Source organism: Bacillus sp. GW823-FHT06A11, from assembly GCF_058795355.1.
In genome coordinates this window covers 1-14785 of the sequence record NZ_JBXAHS010000016.1, presented here as the reverse complement: position 1 = coordinate 14785, position 14785 = coordinate 1, and the positions used below count along the sequence as shown (strand labels likewise).

Annotated in this window: 16 protein-coding genes, 1 tRNA gene, 1 other RNA gene and 1 other annotated feature; of the genes, 4 read left to right on the top strand and 14 right to left on the bottom strand. The window is 36.8% G+C overall.

Translation table 11 applies throughout. The features are described from left to right. Positions 1 to 195 precede the first annotated feature (195 nt). From AC1Q8L_RS29705 to tadA, 7 genes are all read right to left on the bottom strand, one after another. On the bottom strand, positions 196 to 465 hold the full coding sequence (locus AC1Q8L_RS29705) for a pro-sigmaK processing inhibitor BofA family protein (RefSeq protein WP_001089273.1): 270 nt from the start codon (positions 463 to 465) through the stop codon (positions 196 to 198). 161 nt (positions 466 to 626) lie between these two features. Continuing rightward, complete coding sequence (locus AC1Q8L_RS29700) at positions 627 to 848, bottom strand: YaaL family protein (protein ID WP_000466019.1); 222 nt, start codon at positions 846 to 848, stop codon at positions 627 to 629. A gap of 14 nt (positions 849 to 862) precedes the next feature. Next, positions 863 to 1459: a recombination protein RecR gene (gene recR, locus AC1Q8L_RS29695; RefSeq protein ID WP_043938863.1), complete on the bottom strand. Its 597-nt coding sequence runs from the start codon at positions 1457 to 1459 to the stop codon at positions 863 to 865. A gap of 14 nt (positions 1460 to 1473) precedes the next feature. After that, positions 1474 to 1800, bottom strand: coding sequence for a YbaB/EbfC family nucleoid-associated protein (locus AC1Q8L_RS29690; RefSeq protein ID WP_014894853.1), 327 nt, complete (start codon positions 1798 to 1800; stop codon positions 1474 to 1476). A gap of 25 nt (positions 1801 to 1825) precedes the next feature. Further along, positions 1826 to 3514, bottom strand: a complete 1689-nt coding sequence (dnaX, locus tag AC1Q8L_RS29685) for a DNA polymerase III subunit gamma/tau (protein ID WP_000121561.1) — start codon at positions 3512 to 3514, stop codon at positions 1826 to 1828. Positions 3515 to 3646: 132 nt separating this feature from the next. After that, positions 3647 to 3911: signal recognition particle sRNA large type (gene ffs, locus AC1Q8L_RS29680), an RNA gene on the bottom strand. Between the two features lie 79 nt (positions 3912 to 3990). Then, a complete protein-coding gene (gene tadA / locus AC1Q8L_RS29675) occupies positions 3991 to 4491 on the bottom strand; it encodes a tRNA adenosine(34) deaminase TadA (RefSeq protein ID WP_000249521.1) in 501 nt (166 codons plus the stop codon). A 109-nt stretch (positions 4492 to 4600) separates the two neighbouring features. Between tadA and AC1Q8L_RS29670 the strand changes: the two genes are divergently transcribed. The 3 genes from AC1Q8L_RS29670 to AC1Q8L_RS29660 all read left to right on the top strand — a co-directional run bounded on the left by AC1Q8L_RS29670 (position 4601) and on the right by AC1Q8L_RS29660 (position 6572). Beyond that, complete coding sequence (locus AC1Q8L_RS29670) at positions 4601 to 5140, top strand: cysteine hydrolase family protein (RefSeq protein ID WP_000798736.1); 540 nt, start codon at positions 4601 to 4603, stop codon at positions 5138 to 5140. 125 nt (positions 5141 to 5265) lie between these two features. Further along, complete coding sequence (locus AC1Q8L_RS29665; protein WP_098312243.1) at positions 5266 to 5901, top strand: deoxynucleoside kinase; 636 nt, start codon at positions 5266 to 5268, stop codon at positions 5899 to 5901. Between the two features lie 2 nt (positions 5902 to 5903). After that, positions 5904 to 6572: a deoxynucleoside kinase gene (locus AC1Q8L_RS29660; RefSeq protein WP_001053585.1), complete on the top strand. Its 669-nt coding sequence runs from the start codon at positions 5904 to 5906 to the stop codon at positions 6570 to 6572. Between the two features lie 35 nt (positions 6573 to 6607). Here the strand turns inward: AC1Q8L_RS29660 and AC1Q8L_RS29655 are convergent, their stop codons facing one another. From AC1Q8L_RS29655 to guaB, 7 genes are all read right to left on the bottom strand, one after another. Beyond that, positions 6608 to 7000 carry a sigma factor-like helix-turn-helix DNA-binding protein gene (locus AC1Q8L_RS29655; protein ID WP_000364192.1) on the bottom strand — a complete coding sequence of 131 codons (393 nt, stop codon included), beginning with the start codon at positions 6998 to 7000 and terminating at the stop codon, positions 6608 to 6610. A 166-nt stretch (positions 7001 to 7166) separates the two neighbouring features. Then, positions 7167 to 7259 (bottom strand) — tRNA-Ser (locus AC1Q8L_RS29650). A gap of 154 nt (positions 7260 to 7413) precedes the next feature. Continuing rightward, positions 7414 to 8688 (bottom strand): serine--tRNA ligase, encoded by a 1275-nt coding sequence (serS, locus tag AC1Q8L_RS29645; RefSeq protein WP_000884174.1) that lies wholly within the window; start codon positions 8686 to 8688, stop codon positions 7414 to 7416. Between the two features lie 51 nt (positions 8689 to 8739). Beyond that, positions 8740 to 8961, bottom strand: a binding site (T-box leader). Positions 8962 to 9015: 54 nt separating this feature from the next. Further along, positions 9016 to 9606, bottom strand: coding sequence for a pyridoxal 5'-phosphate synthase glutaminase subunit PdxT (gene pdxT, locus AC1Q8L_RS29640; RefSeq protein ID WP_000238785.1), 591 nt, complete (start codon positions 9604 to 9606; stop codon positions 9016 to 9018). A gap of 18 nt (positions 9607 to 9624) precedes the next feature. Further along, the gene (pdxS, locus tag AC1Q8L_RS29635; RefSeq protein WP_000186154.1) at positions 9625 to 10512 is read right to left on the bottom strand and encodes a pyridoxal 5'-phosphate synthase lyase subunit PdxS; all 888 of its coding nucleotides are present in this window, start codon (positions 10510 to 10512) and stop codon (positions 9625 to 9627) included. A 161-nt stretch (positions 10513 to 10673) separates the two neighbouring features. Beyond that, the gene (dacA, locus tag AC1Q8L_RS29630; protein ID WP_125653127.1) at positions 10674 to 11981 is read right to left on the bottom strand and encodes a D-alanyl-D-alanine carboxypeptidase DacA; all 1308 of its coding nucleotides are present in this window, start codon (positions 11979 to 11981) and stop codon (positions 10674 to 10676) included. Positions 11982 to 12094: 113 nt separating this feature from the next. Next, a complete protein-coding gene (gene guaB / locus AC1Q8L_RS29625) occupies positions 12095 to 13558 on the bottom strand; it encodes an IMP dehydrogenase (protein ID WP_000264089.1) in 1464 nt (487 codons plus the stop codon). A 115-nt stretch (positions 13559 to 13673) separates the two neighbouring features. Between guaB and AC1Q8L_RS29620 the strand changes: the two genes are divergently transcribed. Continuing rightward, positions 13674 to 14675, top strand: a complete 1002-nt coding sequence (locus tag AC1Q8L_RS29620) for a YaaC family protein (RefSeq protein WP_000554294.1) — start codon at positions 13674 to 13676, stop codon at positions 14673 to 14675. The last annotated feature ends 110 nt before the right edge of the window (positions 14676 to 14785 follow it).

The window sequence follows — 14785 nt, the reverse complement described above, 5'->3', positions numbered from 1 at the left end:
ATAAAAATTGACGTTTCACGTTGTTTGTTTCGTTTAGTTTTCAAAGTTCAATATCGCGTTTCAGCGACTTTTATAATTTAACATTTCTCATTAAATCTGTCAACAACTTTTTTCTTTCGTTCCTGACGACGCTTATTAATTTACCATATTAATCATTTAATAGTCAACACTTTTAAAAAAAATGCCAAAATAATTTTATCTTGGCATGATATAAAGCTTAATAATCACTAATGCCGCCACACCTGGTAGGCCTAATAAACTCGTTATTGCCGCTGTACCCATGTTAATTGGGATATGAAAATCAAAATATGTCCCTACAACATTTACGATAAAAAGCAATGCTATGCCTAGAGTAACATGAAAAATCACCTTTCCTATAAAACGTAATGGCTTAGAGGCAACACCAAAAACAAGAAAAATAAACACTAAAGTAAGAATGCCAACAATAATAATTGTAGAATTCATTTTTTCCTCCTTATGAATGACCTATACATCTATTTGTATGGGACAAGACAATAAAAAAGAACAGTTATCATAAACGGCATCTCTTTCATATAAACCTAATAAAACAACACCTCAGCATTTAACAAATAAAATAAAAAGGCCTGCTCAGAAAGCAGAACCCTTTACCATTGTTCCATTTTTACAGGACGACGCTTTGCTTCTTTCAACAAGAAGAAATATTTCGCCTCTGCTATTTTCAAAGAACAAATGACATCTTGAGATGGTTCTACACTTTGTTCGACCATTCTCTTCTGACGTAACCACTCATTCTTCACTTTTTCCAAAAGTACAATTAACTTATCATCATACTCTTTACGCAATTTACCCTTTTTTTGAAAGAACATTTTTGTTTCTCCTCTTATACTTCTCTGCGACCTTCTAATGCTTTCGATAGTGTCACTTCATCTGCATATTCTAAATCTCCACCAACTGGCAGACCATGTGCAATACGAGTTACTTTAATGCCTGTAGGTTTTAAGAGGCGGGAGATATACATCGCTGTAGCTTCCCCTTCAATATTAGGGTTTGTTGCTAATATTACTTCTTGTACCGTTTCATCATGTAGTCGCTTTAAGAGTTGCGGGATATTAATGTCTTCCGGTCCAATTCCCTCCATAGGAGAAATCGCACCACGTAACACATGATATACACCTTGATACTCTTTCATTTTTTCCATCGCGATTACATCTTTCGGTTCTTGCACGACACAAATAACTGATTGATCTCGATGCGAATCATTACAAATATAACAAGGATCACGATCAGTAATATGTCCACATACAGAACAATACGCTAAATCTCGCTTCGCATTTACAAGTGCTTTCGCAAAACCTAACACATCATCTTCTTTCATATCTAATACGAAAAATGCCAATCGAACCGCTGTTTTCGGTCCGATACCTGGCAACTTCATAAAACTATCGATTAGTTTTGATATTGGTTCTGGATAATGCATGTATCAATATCCTCCTAGAACATTCCACCTGGTAAGTTTAAGCCTTTTGTAAATTTACCCATCGTAGAGTTTGATAGCTCATCAGCCTTTTTAAGTGCATCATTTGTTGCAGCTAACACTAAGTCTTGTAACATTTCGATATCCTCTGGATCTACAACCTCTTCTTTAATCTTCACTTCAAGAATTTGCTTGTGACCATTTGCAATAACTGTAATCATTCCGCCGCCAGCTGTACCTTCAACTGTTTTTTCACCAAGCTCTTCTTGTGCTTTCGCCATGTCTTTTTGCATCTTTTGCATTTGTTTCATCATGTTATTCATATTTCCCATTCCGCCACGCATCATAATTAATTCCTCCTAATTATTATTACTCTTTTATTTCAATGAGTTCTTGTCCTACTAATTTCACTGCCTCTTCTATAAGAGGGTCTTCCTTTTTCTCCGGGCTTTCTTCAGACTCTCCACCTTCACGTTGTAAAAAGTCTTCACGGATTTTACCCCATTCACTTTTTGGAATGGCAATCATATTTAACCTTTTACTTAGCAATTCAAATAAAGCTTGTTCTACTGTATCCATAGCTTCTCGATTTTCGCTCGCCATCTTACAGTGAATCTCATATTGAAATGCTAAAACGTAAGTGTCATCTGAAGCTGCCACTGGTTCGCTATTTTCTAGTAGAACAGCAAACGCTACTTTGTTATATGATTTGAGTCTTCCTAACAACTCACCCCATACAGCTTTTAATTGTTCTAAATCTTGACGCTTCGCTTGTTTTAATACTTCATTTACACGCCCGACAGGAATCTTCATACTTCCTGTTCGTACGGGTTTTGGTGTTGCACGTGTCTCTCTTACTTCCTGTTGTACACCAGCTGGCACACCGTTCTTTTTGACTTGCTCTAACTCTTTCTCCAATTGCTGCATCCTGTTCATAATTGCTTGCAAACGATCAGTACCGTTTGCTTGCATCATAAACTGTTGACACAATTGCACCATAACAACTTCTAAGAAAATACGCGGATGATTTGTCCACTTCATTTCCTGTTGTCCCTTACTAAGGGTATGAATAATCTCATAGATCACTTCCGGCTGCATTTCTTCACTCAACTTACGGAATTGATCATCTACAATTACTCGTTCCAACATATGTTCTAGTTGCGGTGAAGTTTGATATAAAAGCATATCACGATAATAGTAAATGAAATCCTCCATAAAACGAACTGGATCCTTCCCTTTACTCATCATTTCATCTATGATCTGTAATGCTCTTGATACATCATTTTCACGTATGCATTCTACTAAATTGCCTAAGTATTGCTGAGAAACAGATCCTGTTACGGCCAATACATCTTCTGTCGTAACAATCTCATCACTATAAGATATAGCCTGATCAATAAGACTAAGCGCGTCACGCATACCACCTTCAGCAGCACGGGCAACAATTTGTAATGCTTCATCTTCCACTTGCGTACCTTCGTTTGTCACAACCGTTGATAATCTCTCAACAATATCATTCACTGATATTTTTCGGAATTCAAAACGCTGACAACGCGAAATAATTGTAGGCGGGATCTTATGAGGTTCTGTTGTCGCCAAAATAAAGATAACATGTCCTGGCGGCTCTTCTAAGGTTTTTAAAAGCGCATTGAATGCACCCATAGAAAGCATGTGAACTTCATCAATAATGTATACTTTATATTCTACAGCACTTGGAGCATATTTTACTTTATCTCTAATATCTCGAATTTCATCTACACCGTTATTTGAAGCCGCATCAATTTCTAATACATCTGAAATGGATCCTTGTGTAATTCCTAAACAAGAAGGACATTCATTACAAGGTTCAGCTACCGGAGCATGTTCACAGTTAATTGCTTTTGCAAATACTTTTGCAATTGTCGTTTTTCCTGTTCCCCTAGGACCAGAAAATAAATAAGCATGTGAAACTTTCTCTTGAAGAAGGGCATTTTGCAACGTTTTTGTCACGTGCTTTTGACCGACTACATCTTCGAACTTTTGCGGTCTCCATGTTCGGTATAACGCTTGGTATGACACGAAAATACGGCCTCCCTCAAAGGTTATTATCTCATTTATTATAACCCATTCTGTTTATAGATTCCAAAAGTTATTTTCTATACAAAAAACTCACCTTTGTATTAAGGTGAGTTTTGTATACATATATAACTGCCGTGCACCCTCCGTCGATTACGTACCATAAGCGTTACTCAAGCAGTTAGCTCGGTTCAGGCACTCCTGCGGCACACGAGAAGACCCGCTTATTGCTGCTTCCTTCCGGACCTGACAAGGTTCACGGGGTCCCGTTGCGCAGGACCCAAACGTCAACACCACTTACTTAAGGCAGACCTTACAGCAACATAACCTCGAGAGGGGATTCGGCCTCGCTAGAGCGGATTGCGAGTATAGGGCACCGCTACCTCCCCGCTTAGCACGGCAAAGTTAAAACCAATATTCGGTTGCCTTCATTAAAGGCATTATTAGTATAACTTGTTTCTTTATAAAATGCAAATACGTTAGTTCCCAGTATTTTTCTCTAATTTTTTTATCGCTTTTCTTTTTTTACGAAGCTCTCTAAAAAAGTTTGTTAACAACGTACCGCATTCTTCCTCTAATACACCAGATACTACTTCACATTGATGATTGAAGCGTTCATCTGTTAAAAGATTCATTAATGTCCCTGCACACCCGCCCTTCGGATCACTTGCACCATATACAACTCGCTTCACTCGTGATAAAACAATTCCACCCGCACACATTGGACAAGGTTCTAATGTTACATACAATGTTGCATCTTCTAAACGCCATGTCCCTAATTTTTTACACGCCTCATCTATCGCTAGCAACTCAGCATGAGCTATTGATCTTTGCTCAGTTTCCCTTAAATTATGGGCAACACTAATTACCTCACCATCTAACACTATAACTGCTCCAATTGGCACTTCCTGTATTTCCTCTGCCTTTTTGGCTTCTTCTATCGCTAATTGCATAAAATAAATATCTTGATCTTGTACCATAACATAGTCCTTTCATTACAAATAAAGTACACTTATTTCCATTTACTACACAGGGGATAACTTTTATATATTCAATCCACCCTAAAAGAAAAAAGAGAGGGGATTACATATGAAAAATACCGCCTTACTCATTATCGATATGATTAATGACTTTCAATTTTCCCACGGACCCATTCTAGCTCAAAAATGTGAGACTATCACAAACCCTATTTTACAATTAAAGAAAAAAATGAAATCCTTCGGCTATCCTATAATTTACGTTAATGACCATTATCAACTTTGGAGATCTGATATCGACCAACTTATTACTCATTGCACAAATAAATATAGCGAAAATATAATCCATAAAATTGCTCCAAATTCTGATGATTACATTTTTATTAAACCACATTATTCCGCTTTTTATGAAACACCTTTAAATTCATTACTAGGTTATTTAAAAATAGAAAATCTAATATTAACAGGAGTTGCCGGAAATATATGTATCCTATTTACAGCTAATGATGCCCATATGAGAAATTATACATTGTATGTACCACAGGATTGTATCGCCTCTAACAACGACCAAGATAATATACATGCTTTAAAAATAATGGAAACTACATTGAAAGCAAATATAACATCGTCATCCAAAATAAAATTTAATTAATACATATATCTATTTTCTAACTTTTTATATCAAATTAACCCGCTCGCTTCCCTCTTGTGCTACAATAATTCTGTTTTGTGTTTTTAGTAGTCACGGTAAATCACTGATTGAAAGGAGGAAACAGCGTGACCGGAGTACCATTTATCACGGTTGAAGGACCAATTGGTGTTGGAAAAACTTCACTTGCGAAGGAAATTTCAACTCACATGCAACTCCACTTACTAAAAGAGATTGTTGATGAAAATCCCTTTTTAGGAAAGTTCTATGAAGACATCGACGAATGGAGTTTTCAAACAGAGATGTTCTTTCTTTGTAATAGATACAAACAATTAGAAGATATTAACATAAAGTATTTGAATCAAAGGAAACCAGTAGTAGCGGATTACCATATCTTTAAAAATTTAATTTTTGCATCCCGCACATTAAAAGACTCTCAATATGACAAGTACATGCAAATTTATCGTATCCTTACACAAGATATGCCTGTGCCAAACGTCATTGTTTATTTAACAGCTAGCCTAGAAACATTGCAAAAACGAATCGCCGTGCGCGGAAGAGAATTTGAAAAAAACATGGATCCAAATTACTTACTACAGCTCACAAAAGATTATGAAACAGCAATGGATGCTTTTAAAAAAGATCATCCGGAAATACCAGTATTGAAATTTAATGGAGACGATATGGATTTTGTAAAAAATCCTGATGATTTAAACGTCATCCTATCTGCCCTTCAAAATACTCTCTTAAAGGAGTCGAAATAATAATGAATTTAAGGCAAAAATATGATATACCCAATGACGCAGTAATCACTATCGCCGGAACGGTAGGTGTGGGTAAATCAACTATGACAACTGCATTAGCTAATGCTTTAGGTTATCGCACATCATTTGAAAAAGTAGATTCCAATCCATACTTGGACAAGTTCTATGCGGACTTCACTCGCTGGAGCTTCCACCTACAAGTGTACTTTTTAGCAGAACGATTTAAGGAACAAAAAAGAATTTTTGAATACGGTGGCGGTTTTGTTCAAGATCGTTCTATTTACGAAGACACTGGAATTTTCGCAAAGATGCATCATGAAAAAGGTACGATGACGGAAACTGATTATGAAACATACAAAGGGTTATTTGACGCTATGGTCATGACTCCTTACTTCCCTCATCCAGACTTATTAATTTACTTAGAAGGTTCTTTCGATGATATTGTCGATCGTATTCAAGAACGCGGACGCCCAATGGAACAGCAAACGCCAATTGAGTACTGGAAAGAAATGCATGGACGTTATGAAAACTGGATTAACAACTTTAATTCATGCCCTGTATTACGCTTAAATATTAATGAGTACGATATTTTAAAAGATGGGGATTCAATCGAACCAATCATTAAAAAAATTGGCCATTTTTTAAAACAAACACGTAAACTTGTAAAATAAAAAACCCGTGCATATGCACGGGTTTTCCTATTAAATTACTTCTTCTTTGTTGGAGCAATAATTTCACTCTCAGGTTTTCCTGCGTTAATACGCTGACGAACAGTACTTGTACTAATATCGTATGCTTCAGCAATCTCTTTAACAGTCATTTCTTTCCCATTAATTACTGCCGTTAATACTTTACCTGTACGTTTTGGAGCCGCTTCTTTCTTTACAGCTGCTTTTTTAACTTGTTTTGGCACCTCTACTTTATTCGTAGCTGGTTTTACATCACAAGTACAACCACAAAGTTTACGGAATGTATCATCACTAATAATGCGTGATACGTTTGCACCACTGTTTAAAATTCTATTGTTCTTACAGACAGGACATTGTACATAATATAAAGTTTTTCCATCTAAAGGAAACGTTTGTATAATAAGATCCATGTTGACTCCTTTCATATCTATGAAGATAATCATCGGAATATGAGTGTGTAATAAGGACAAAATTACCTTACACCATACTTTATGATTGGTTTTAAAATAAAAACTCGTTACGTGTTGGTAACGAGTTCTCCAATCTCCACTTATATGCGCTGTTGTCAATTATATCTGGAGGAGGTAGAGGGATTCGAACCCCCGCGCGACTCTCGCCGCCTGTCGGTTTTCAAGACCGATCCCTTCAGCCAGACTTGGGTATACCTCCATATTGACATCAAATATAATATCAAAAGAAAAACAGTTAGTCAACCCTACTAAAATAAATTATGAGGAAAGGAAAATTTTACTTTCCCCTTCCTACATTACAGTACTGACAACGCTCATAATTACCAATCACTCATACCGATGAATGTTTAAATTTACTTAATAACTGTTTTTCCTCCCATATAAGGGCGAAGAACTTCTGGAATTATAATTGTACCATCTTCTTGTTGGTAGTTCTCTAAAATAGCTGCAACCGTACGTCCAATTGCAAGACCAGATCCATTTAATGTATGGACATGTTCTGGTTTTCCATTTGGCTCACGGCGGAAACGGATATTTGCACGTCTCGCTTGGAAAGCTTCAAAATTACTACAAGAAGAAATTTCACGATATGTGCCATAGCTTGGAATCCATACTTCAATATCGTATTTCTTCGCTGCTGTAAATCCTAAATCGCCTGTGCACATGCTCATAACGCGATATGGCAACTCTAATAATTGTAACACGCGTTCTGCATCATTTGTTAATTTTTCTAACTCTTCATAAGAATCTTCTGGTTTTACGAACTTCACAAGCTCTACTTTATTGAACTGATGCTGGCGAATTAAACCGCGTGTATCGCGACCAGCTGAACCTGCTTCAGAGCGGAAGCAAGAGCTAAATGCAGCATATCTTATAGGCAATTGCTCTTTATTTAAAATCTCATCACGATGCATATTCGTTACAGGTACTTCAGCTGTTGGAATTAAGAAATAATCTTCACTTTCAATACGGAATGCATCTTCTTCAAACTTTGGAAGTTGTCCTGTTCCTGTCATACTTGCACGGTTTACCATATATGGAGGTAATACTTCTTCATATCCATGCTCATCAGTATGAAGATCAAGCATAAAGCTAATTAAAGCACGCTCTAATCTTGCACCAGCACCTTTGTAAAATACGAAGCGGCTTCCTGTTACTTTCCCAGCGCGTTCAAAATCTAAAATTCCTAAATCAGTAGCAAGATCCCAATGTGGTTTTGGTTCAAAAGTAAATTCTTTTACTTCTCCCCAAGTACGCGCTACTACATTATCATCCTCTGTTTCACCGACTGGAGCAGACTCATGAGGGATATTTGGAATAGATAACATTAATCTTTCTAAGTCTTCTTCAACTGTGCGAAGTTCGTTATCAAAATCCTTTACTTTTTCTCCAACCTCACGCATTTCTAAAATTAGAGCTTCTGCATCTTTCTTTTCGCGCTTTAATACAGAGATTTGTTGAGACACTTCATTACGTTTACTTTTTAATTCTTCTGTCTGAACAAGTAGTTCTCTTCTTCTCGTATCAAGTTCTTCAAAACGTCCGAAATCAGTTAAATCTTCACCTCTATGCTGTAATTTCGCTTTTACTTCTTCAAAGTTTGTACGTAAAAATTTAATATCAAGCATTATATACTCCTCCTTTTATTTTATAAAACACAAAAAACTCCCGTCCCTATATAAAGGGACGGGAGTTAACCCGCGTTGCCACCCTAGTTGAAAGCATTACCACTTTCCTCTCAAGTAGAAATAACGGCTCTTCACCGGGAATGCTTACTAATCCAAAAGATGTTCCACATTCCATTCCAGGATGGATTCACAAACTGTTTCTATCGATTTCCACCAACCATCGACTCTCTATAAGAAACAACATTTGTTACTATTTCCTATCAACACGCTTATTTTATAAAATTGTTACCATCAATTTACTATAATCTTATACAAGTTGCAAGTTACTTATACAACTTTTTTCATTTTCGCTTCTTTTACCATTTCAACAAAGTATGCTGTTACACGATGATCATCTGTTAATTCCGGATGGAATGAAGCAGCTAAAAACTGATCTTGTCTTACCGCTACCATTCGGTCACCATGCTTAGAAAGCACTTCAACATTATCAGCTACTTCTACAACATACGGCGCACGGATAAATACACCAACGAAGTCTTCACCCACGCCTTCAATTGAAAGCGCAGCTTCAAAACTATCCTTTTGGCGTCCGAACGCATTGCGCTCAACTGTAATATCCATAGCACCAATATGTGCTTCTTCATAGCCAATAAGTGTTTTCGCAAGAAGAATCATCCCTGCACATGTACCAAACATTGGTTTACCAGACTTTGCAAATGTGCGAAGTGGTTCCATGAAAGCATACTTATCAATGAGACGGCGCATTGTTGTACTTTCACCGCCTGGTAAAATAAGACCATCAATCTCTTCAAGTTGCTCTATACGCTTTACAACAACAGCTTCTGCACCACTTGCTTCAACTGATTTTACATGTTCACGAACTGCACCTTGAAGACCTAGTACACCGATTTTCACCATTTTAAAGTTCTCCTTTAATTACCATCCACGCTCTTGCATGCGTTGTTCTGGTAATAACGTTGAAATTTCGATACCCTTCATTGCATTACCTAATCCTTTAGAAAGACTTGCAATTAGTTCGTAATCTTCATAATGAGTCGTTGCTTCAACAATTGCACGTGCAAATCTCTCTGGGTTTTCTGATTTGAAGATACCAGATCCAACAAATACCCCATCAGCACCAAGTTGCATCATTAATGCAGCATCTGCTGGCGTTGCTATACCACCTGCCGCAAAGTTTACAACTGGTAAGCGACCAAGACGTTTAATTTCAAGTAATACTTCGTAAGGAGCACCAGTATTTTTTGCATATGTCATTAACTCATCTTCACGTAGACTCGCAACTTGACGGATTTCTGCATTGACTTGGCGCATATGACGCACTGCCTCTACAATGTTTCCTGTTCCTGGTTCACCTTTTGTACGAAGCATAGATGCACCTTCTGCAATACGACGTGCAGCTTCTCCGATATCACGGCAACCACATACAAATGGAACTGTGTAATCACGTTTATTTAAATGGTATACTTCATCAGCAGGAGTTAATACTTCACTCTCATCGATATAGTCTACCCCTAATGATTCTAATACACGTGCTTCTACAAGGTGACCGATACGGCATTTTGCCATAACCGGAATTGACACTGCACCCATAACTTCTTCAACGATTGTTGGGTCTGCCATACGAGAAACGCCACCTGCTGCACGAATGTCTGCTGGTACACGCTCTAATGCCATAACGGCAACTGCGCCTGCCTCTTCTGCAATTTTTGCTTGTTCAGCGTTAATTACGTCCATAATAACGCCGCCTTTTTGCATTTCTGCCATTCCACGTTTTACACGCTCTGTCCCTGTTACATTTGTCATGTACAAAAACCCCCCTAGGTGAATTGCTTTCCCCCGTTAAAGGCGAAAATTAAGAATACTCTTACATTCTACCACTAACTATCAGATGCTTGTCTACTACTTTTTCATAAAGTCGGTATGAAAAATAGGAATAAAAAAAAAGCCCCTACCATGAGGAGCTTCTAAAACCAACCTTTTACTGTATCAACAGCACTATTCCACATACCACTAAAGAATGAACCAATTCCGCGCATAGCACGAGTAAACCAGTTTGCTTCTTCTACTTCAGATGTTGTTACAAGATCCACTTGCAACGACTTACCAGTTAAAAATCCAGGGTCGTTTGTATCTTTTGGCGTAATTACCATTTGACCAAGCGCAGCTCCCTTTTTAATAGGTGCTTCTTGTCCCTTACTTGATTCTTTTAATTCTGTTTTATAAACATCTTTACTTCCTTTTGGCACTGGAAGTGAAATAGCTTGTTTCGTTTGAACTGCTACATCTTTATCTTTCGCATTTTCTACTCTTACTGTTTCTTGTCCTTTTACTGAAGAACCTTTTTTATACATTTGTTTCACTTCAAAGTTAGCAAATCCATAATCATATAGCTTCTTTGTTTCATCAAAACGTGCTGTATGAGAACTTGTTTTAATAACTACAGAAATAAAACGCATACCGTTTCTTTCAACCGTACCAGTGAAGCAATCTCCTGCTTCTGGAGTTGAGCCTGTTTTCAGACCATCTACGCCATCATATTCTTTAACTAAGCCCTTTAACATCCAGTTCCAGTTTGACATTGCAAACTTCTCTTTTTCTGGACGGAATTCTTTTTTAGGAATTTTTGCTGTATCTAACACTTTTGGATAATCTTTAATTAAATGTTGTGCTAAAGTTGCAACATCCTTTGCAGACATTTTATTTTCTTCATCTGCTGTTGTTCCTTCAGGGTGCATTCCCTTTAAATCTTTATTCGTTAAACCTGTAGAATTGACAAATTTATAATTTTTCAACCCTAGTTCTTTCGATTTATCATTCATCATTTTTACGAAATCTACTTCTTTACCTGCAATTGCTTCTGCTAATGCAATTGTTGCACCATTTGCAGAAAAGATTGCCATTGCCTCATATAACTCTTTTACTGTATAAGAGCCACCATTTTCTAATGCAACATTTGATAATGAAGCATCTTGTGAAACCTTATATGCATATTCAGAAACCTTAATTTTCTGATCCCACTTAAGTTTTCCTTTATCCACTGCTTCGTGAACTAAATATTCACTCATCATCTTTGTCATACTAGCAATGGATAATAATTCATCTGCATTCTTTTGATATAAAATTTTCCCAGAATTCGCTTCTACTAAAATTGCCGCGCCTGCTTCAATGTTTAAAGCGGCTCCTGTTTCAGCTGATGCATTGCTATATGGCATAAAAATGCTACAAGCTAGTGTAAGCACTGTTACCAAAGCAATGAATCTTTTGCAAAACATACCTTTCACTTTTGCTACCCCCAATATCTATGTACTCACATAACCGTTATTCTAACATAATCAAAAAAAAATAGACAGAGATATCAAATCTCTGTCTATTTGTATATAAGACATTATAATGAGTAGTTTGGAGCCTCTTTTGTAATTTGTACGTGATGAGGATGACTTTCACGTAAGCCTGCACCTGACATACGAATGAATTGTGCATTTTCGCGTAAGAATTCTAAATCCTGTGCTCCGCAATATCCCATACCTGCACGTAAGCCACCAACTAATTGGTGAACTGTATCTGCTAAAGGTCCTTTATATGGTACTCGTCCTTCAATACCTTCTGGAACAAGTTTTTTATTTCCTTCTTGGAAGTAACGATCTTTACTTCCTTTTTCCATCGCACCGACAGAACCCATACCACGATACACTTTAAATTGACGACCTTGGTAAATTTCAGTTTCTCCAGGACTTTCGGCAACACCAGCAAACATACTACCTAGCATAACAACATGTGCTCCTGCTGCTAAAGCTTTAACCATATCACCAGAGTACTTAACACCCCCATCAGCAATAACTGGAATACCGTGTTTACGAGCTTCGGTTGCACAATCATAAACTGCTGTTAATTGTGGTACACCAACACCAGCTACAACACGTGTTGTACAAATAGAACCTGGTCCAATACCAACTTTAACTACGTTTGCACCAGCTTCAATTAATGCTTTCGTTGCTTCAGCTGTAGCAACATTTCCAGCGATAATATTTAATGATGGATATTTAGCACGAACTTCTTTTACCTTATCAATAACGCCTTTAGAATGCCCATGAGCTGTATCAAGTACAATTGCATCTACACTAGCTTTTACTAATGCATCAATACGAAGCATAGCATCAGCTGTTACACCAACTGCCGCTCCAACTAATAAGCGTCCTTGCTTATCTTTAGCAGAGTTTGGGAATTCAATTACTTTTTCAATATCTTTTATTGTAATCAGCCCTTGTAATACACCGTTATTATCAACAAGAGGGAGTTTTTCAATTTTATACTTTTGTAGGATCTTTTCAGCTTCTTCCAGTGTAGTACCAACTGGTGCTGTAATTAATTGTTCTTTTGTCATTACGTCAGAAATTTTGATTGAGTAGTCTTGGATGAAGCGCATATCACGGTTTGTAATAATACCAACTAATTTTCGCTCATCTAAATTATTTACAACCGGTACACCTGAGATACGATATTTTCCCATAAGATGTTCTGCATCATATACTTGATGTTCTGGAGTTAAGAAGAAAGGATCTGAAATAACGCCACTTTCAGAGCGCTTTACTTTATCAACTTGCTCTGCTTGTTGCTCAATAGACATATTCTTATGAATAATTCCTAAACCACCTTGGCGAGCCATTGCAATAGCCATGTCAGCTTCTGTTACTGTATCCATTCCTGCACTAATTAACGGGATGTTTAGCTGTAAGCTTTCAGATAAAACTGTTTTAACACTTACTTCTCTTGGTAATATATCTGACCTAGCTGGTACAAGTAATACATCATCAAAAGTCAAACCTTCTTTAACAAATTTAGATTCCCACATAATTGTTCCCCCTATGATACCAGAAATTATTATTAGTAGCTTATCAATTGGTTAAAATACTGTCAAGGACGTATATATATGTTAGAATTTTTAGACAATAAAAGGAGCGTAATATATGCATCAAACATCTTGCACTTGGCAGCAGTTAAGTTTCTTTTTTTCATCTCAAAACGTACAACGTTATCTTGCCCGTTGTTATGAAAAATCCTCTATTCAGGATGCCGAAAAAAAAAGTTTTGAAAATTGTTATCCCTTTATTTATTACTTAGAACACGGGAAAAATTATTATGAATTATATAAGACAGCTCCATTTTCCATTCAACCAATGTTGTTATTTTATGGAATTAGCCAACTTTTTAAAGCATGTCTACTAACCATTGATCCTAACTATCCTGAATCCACTACTGTTTTAGCTCATGGCGTTACAACTCGCAAACGAAAAAAACAAGGGTATCAATTTTTAGAAGATGAGGTGAAGGTACAAAAAAACGGATTGTTTACTCATGTTGCAGAACAACTGTTTCACATGAAACACTTAGAAGCAGAAAAATTTAACATGTTAGAACTAATGGGAAATATTCCAGAATTACAAAATCTGCTCCGCTATAGTCAAAAAGGATCAACTTTATATAAAATCGATTCAACAATTAAAAATGAGCTCTCCTTTTCAGTCAACCTACTAGATCGATTACATATGACTAAAGAGAGATTTTCTCGCTATATTGAAACATCTTGTAAGCATTTATCAATGCAACATGTACCTGAGAAAACTAATGAATCGAATTTACTTTTTACGGCGCCAATTCAATCATGGAATCCTATGTACAGTACTCCTTTATACTATGAATATCTTACTAATACTTATTATTTACCACTTACAACTGATCCTAGAAATCCTAAACCAGTATTACCCGAACTCCTCGTTCATTATTTATTGCTCTATAATTTAAGCATGATTTCTAGGTATGAAACAGATTGGTGGTATGACTTACTTGGAAGCTATGGCTCTGAAGATTATCCATTTATTTATCAATTTCTTAATATTTCTGCTCAAAAAATCCCTTACTATATTTCATCATTTTTACTAACAGAACCTAACCTATTTCATGGGAAATAAAAAAAACACAAGTCAAAAGACTTGTGTTTTTAATTGCTTGGCGACGTCCTACTCTCACAGGGACAAGGTCCCAACTACCATCGGCGCTAGAGAGCTTAACTTCCGTGTTC

Excerpts from the sequence above, each read along its gene's own strand:
- pdxT (WP_000238785.1), bottom strand. The coding sequence starts at position 9,606 with ATGGTGAAAATCGGTGTACTAGGTCTTCAAGGTGCAGTTCGTGAACAT.
- guaB (WP_000264089.1), bottom strand. The coding sequence starts at position 13,558 with ATGTGGGAATCTAAATTTGTTAAAGAAGGTTTGACTTTTGATGATGTA.
- AC1Q8L_RS29660 (WP_001053585.1), top strand. The coding sequence starts at position 5,904 with ATGAATTTAAGGCAAAAATATGATATACCCAATGACGCAGTAATCACT.
- AC1Q8L_RS29700 (WP_000466019.1), bottom strand. The coding sequence starts at position 848 with ATGTTCTTTCAAAAAAAGGGTAAATTGCGTAAAGAGTATGATGATAAG.
- AC1Q8L_RS29690 (WP_014894853.1), bottom strand. The coding sequence starts at position 1,800 with ATGCGTGGCGGAATGGGAAATATGAATAACATGATGAAACAAATGCAA.
- dacA (WP_125653127.1), bottom strand. The coding sequence starts at position 11,981 with ATGTTTTGCAAAAGATTCATTGCTTTGGTAACAGTGCTTACACTAGCT.
- tadA (WP_000249521.1), bottom strand. The coding sequence starts at position 4,491 with ATGGTACAAGATCAAGATATTTATTTTATGCAATTAGCGATAGAAGAA.
- AC1Q8L_RS29655 (WP_000364192.1), bottom strand. The coding sequence starts at position 7,000 with ATGGATCTTATTATACAAACGTTTCCTTTAGATGGAAAAACTTTATAT.
- AC1Q8L_RS29620 (WP_000554294.1), top strand. The coding sequence starts at position 13,674 with ATGCATCAAACATCTTGCACTTGGCAGCAGTTAAGTTTCTTTTTTTCA.
- pdxS (WP_000186154.1), bottom strand. The coding sequence starts at position 10,512 with ATGACAAATGTAACAGGGACAGAGCGTGTAAAACGTGGAATGGCAGAA.
- AC1Q8L_RS29670 (WP_000798736.1), top strand. The coding sequence starts at position 4,601 with ATGAAAAATACCGCCTTACTCATTATCGATATGATTAATGACTTTCAA.
- AC1Q8L_RS29705 (WP_001089273.1), bottom strand. The coding sequence starts at position 465 with ATGAATTCTACAATTATTATTGTTGGCATTCTTACTTTAGTGTTTATT.
- recR (WP_043938863.1), bottom strand. The coding sequence starts at position 1,459 with ATGCATTATCCAGAACCAATATCAAAACTAATCGATAGTTTTATGAAG.
- serS (WP_000884174.1), bottom strand. The coding sequence starts at position 8,688 with ATGCTTGATATTAAATTTTTACGTACAAACTTTGAAGAAGTAAAAGCG.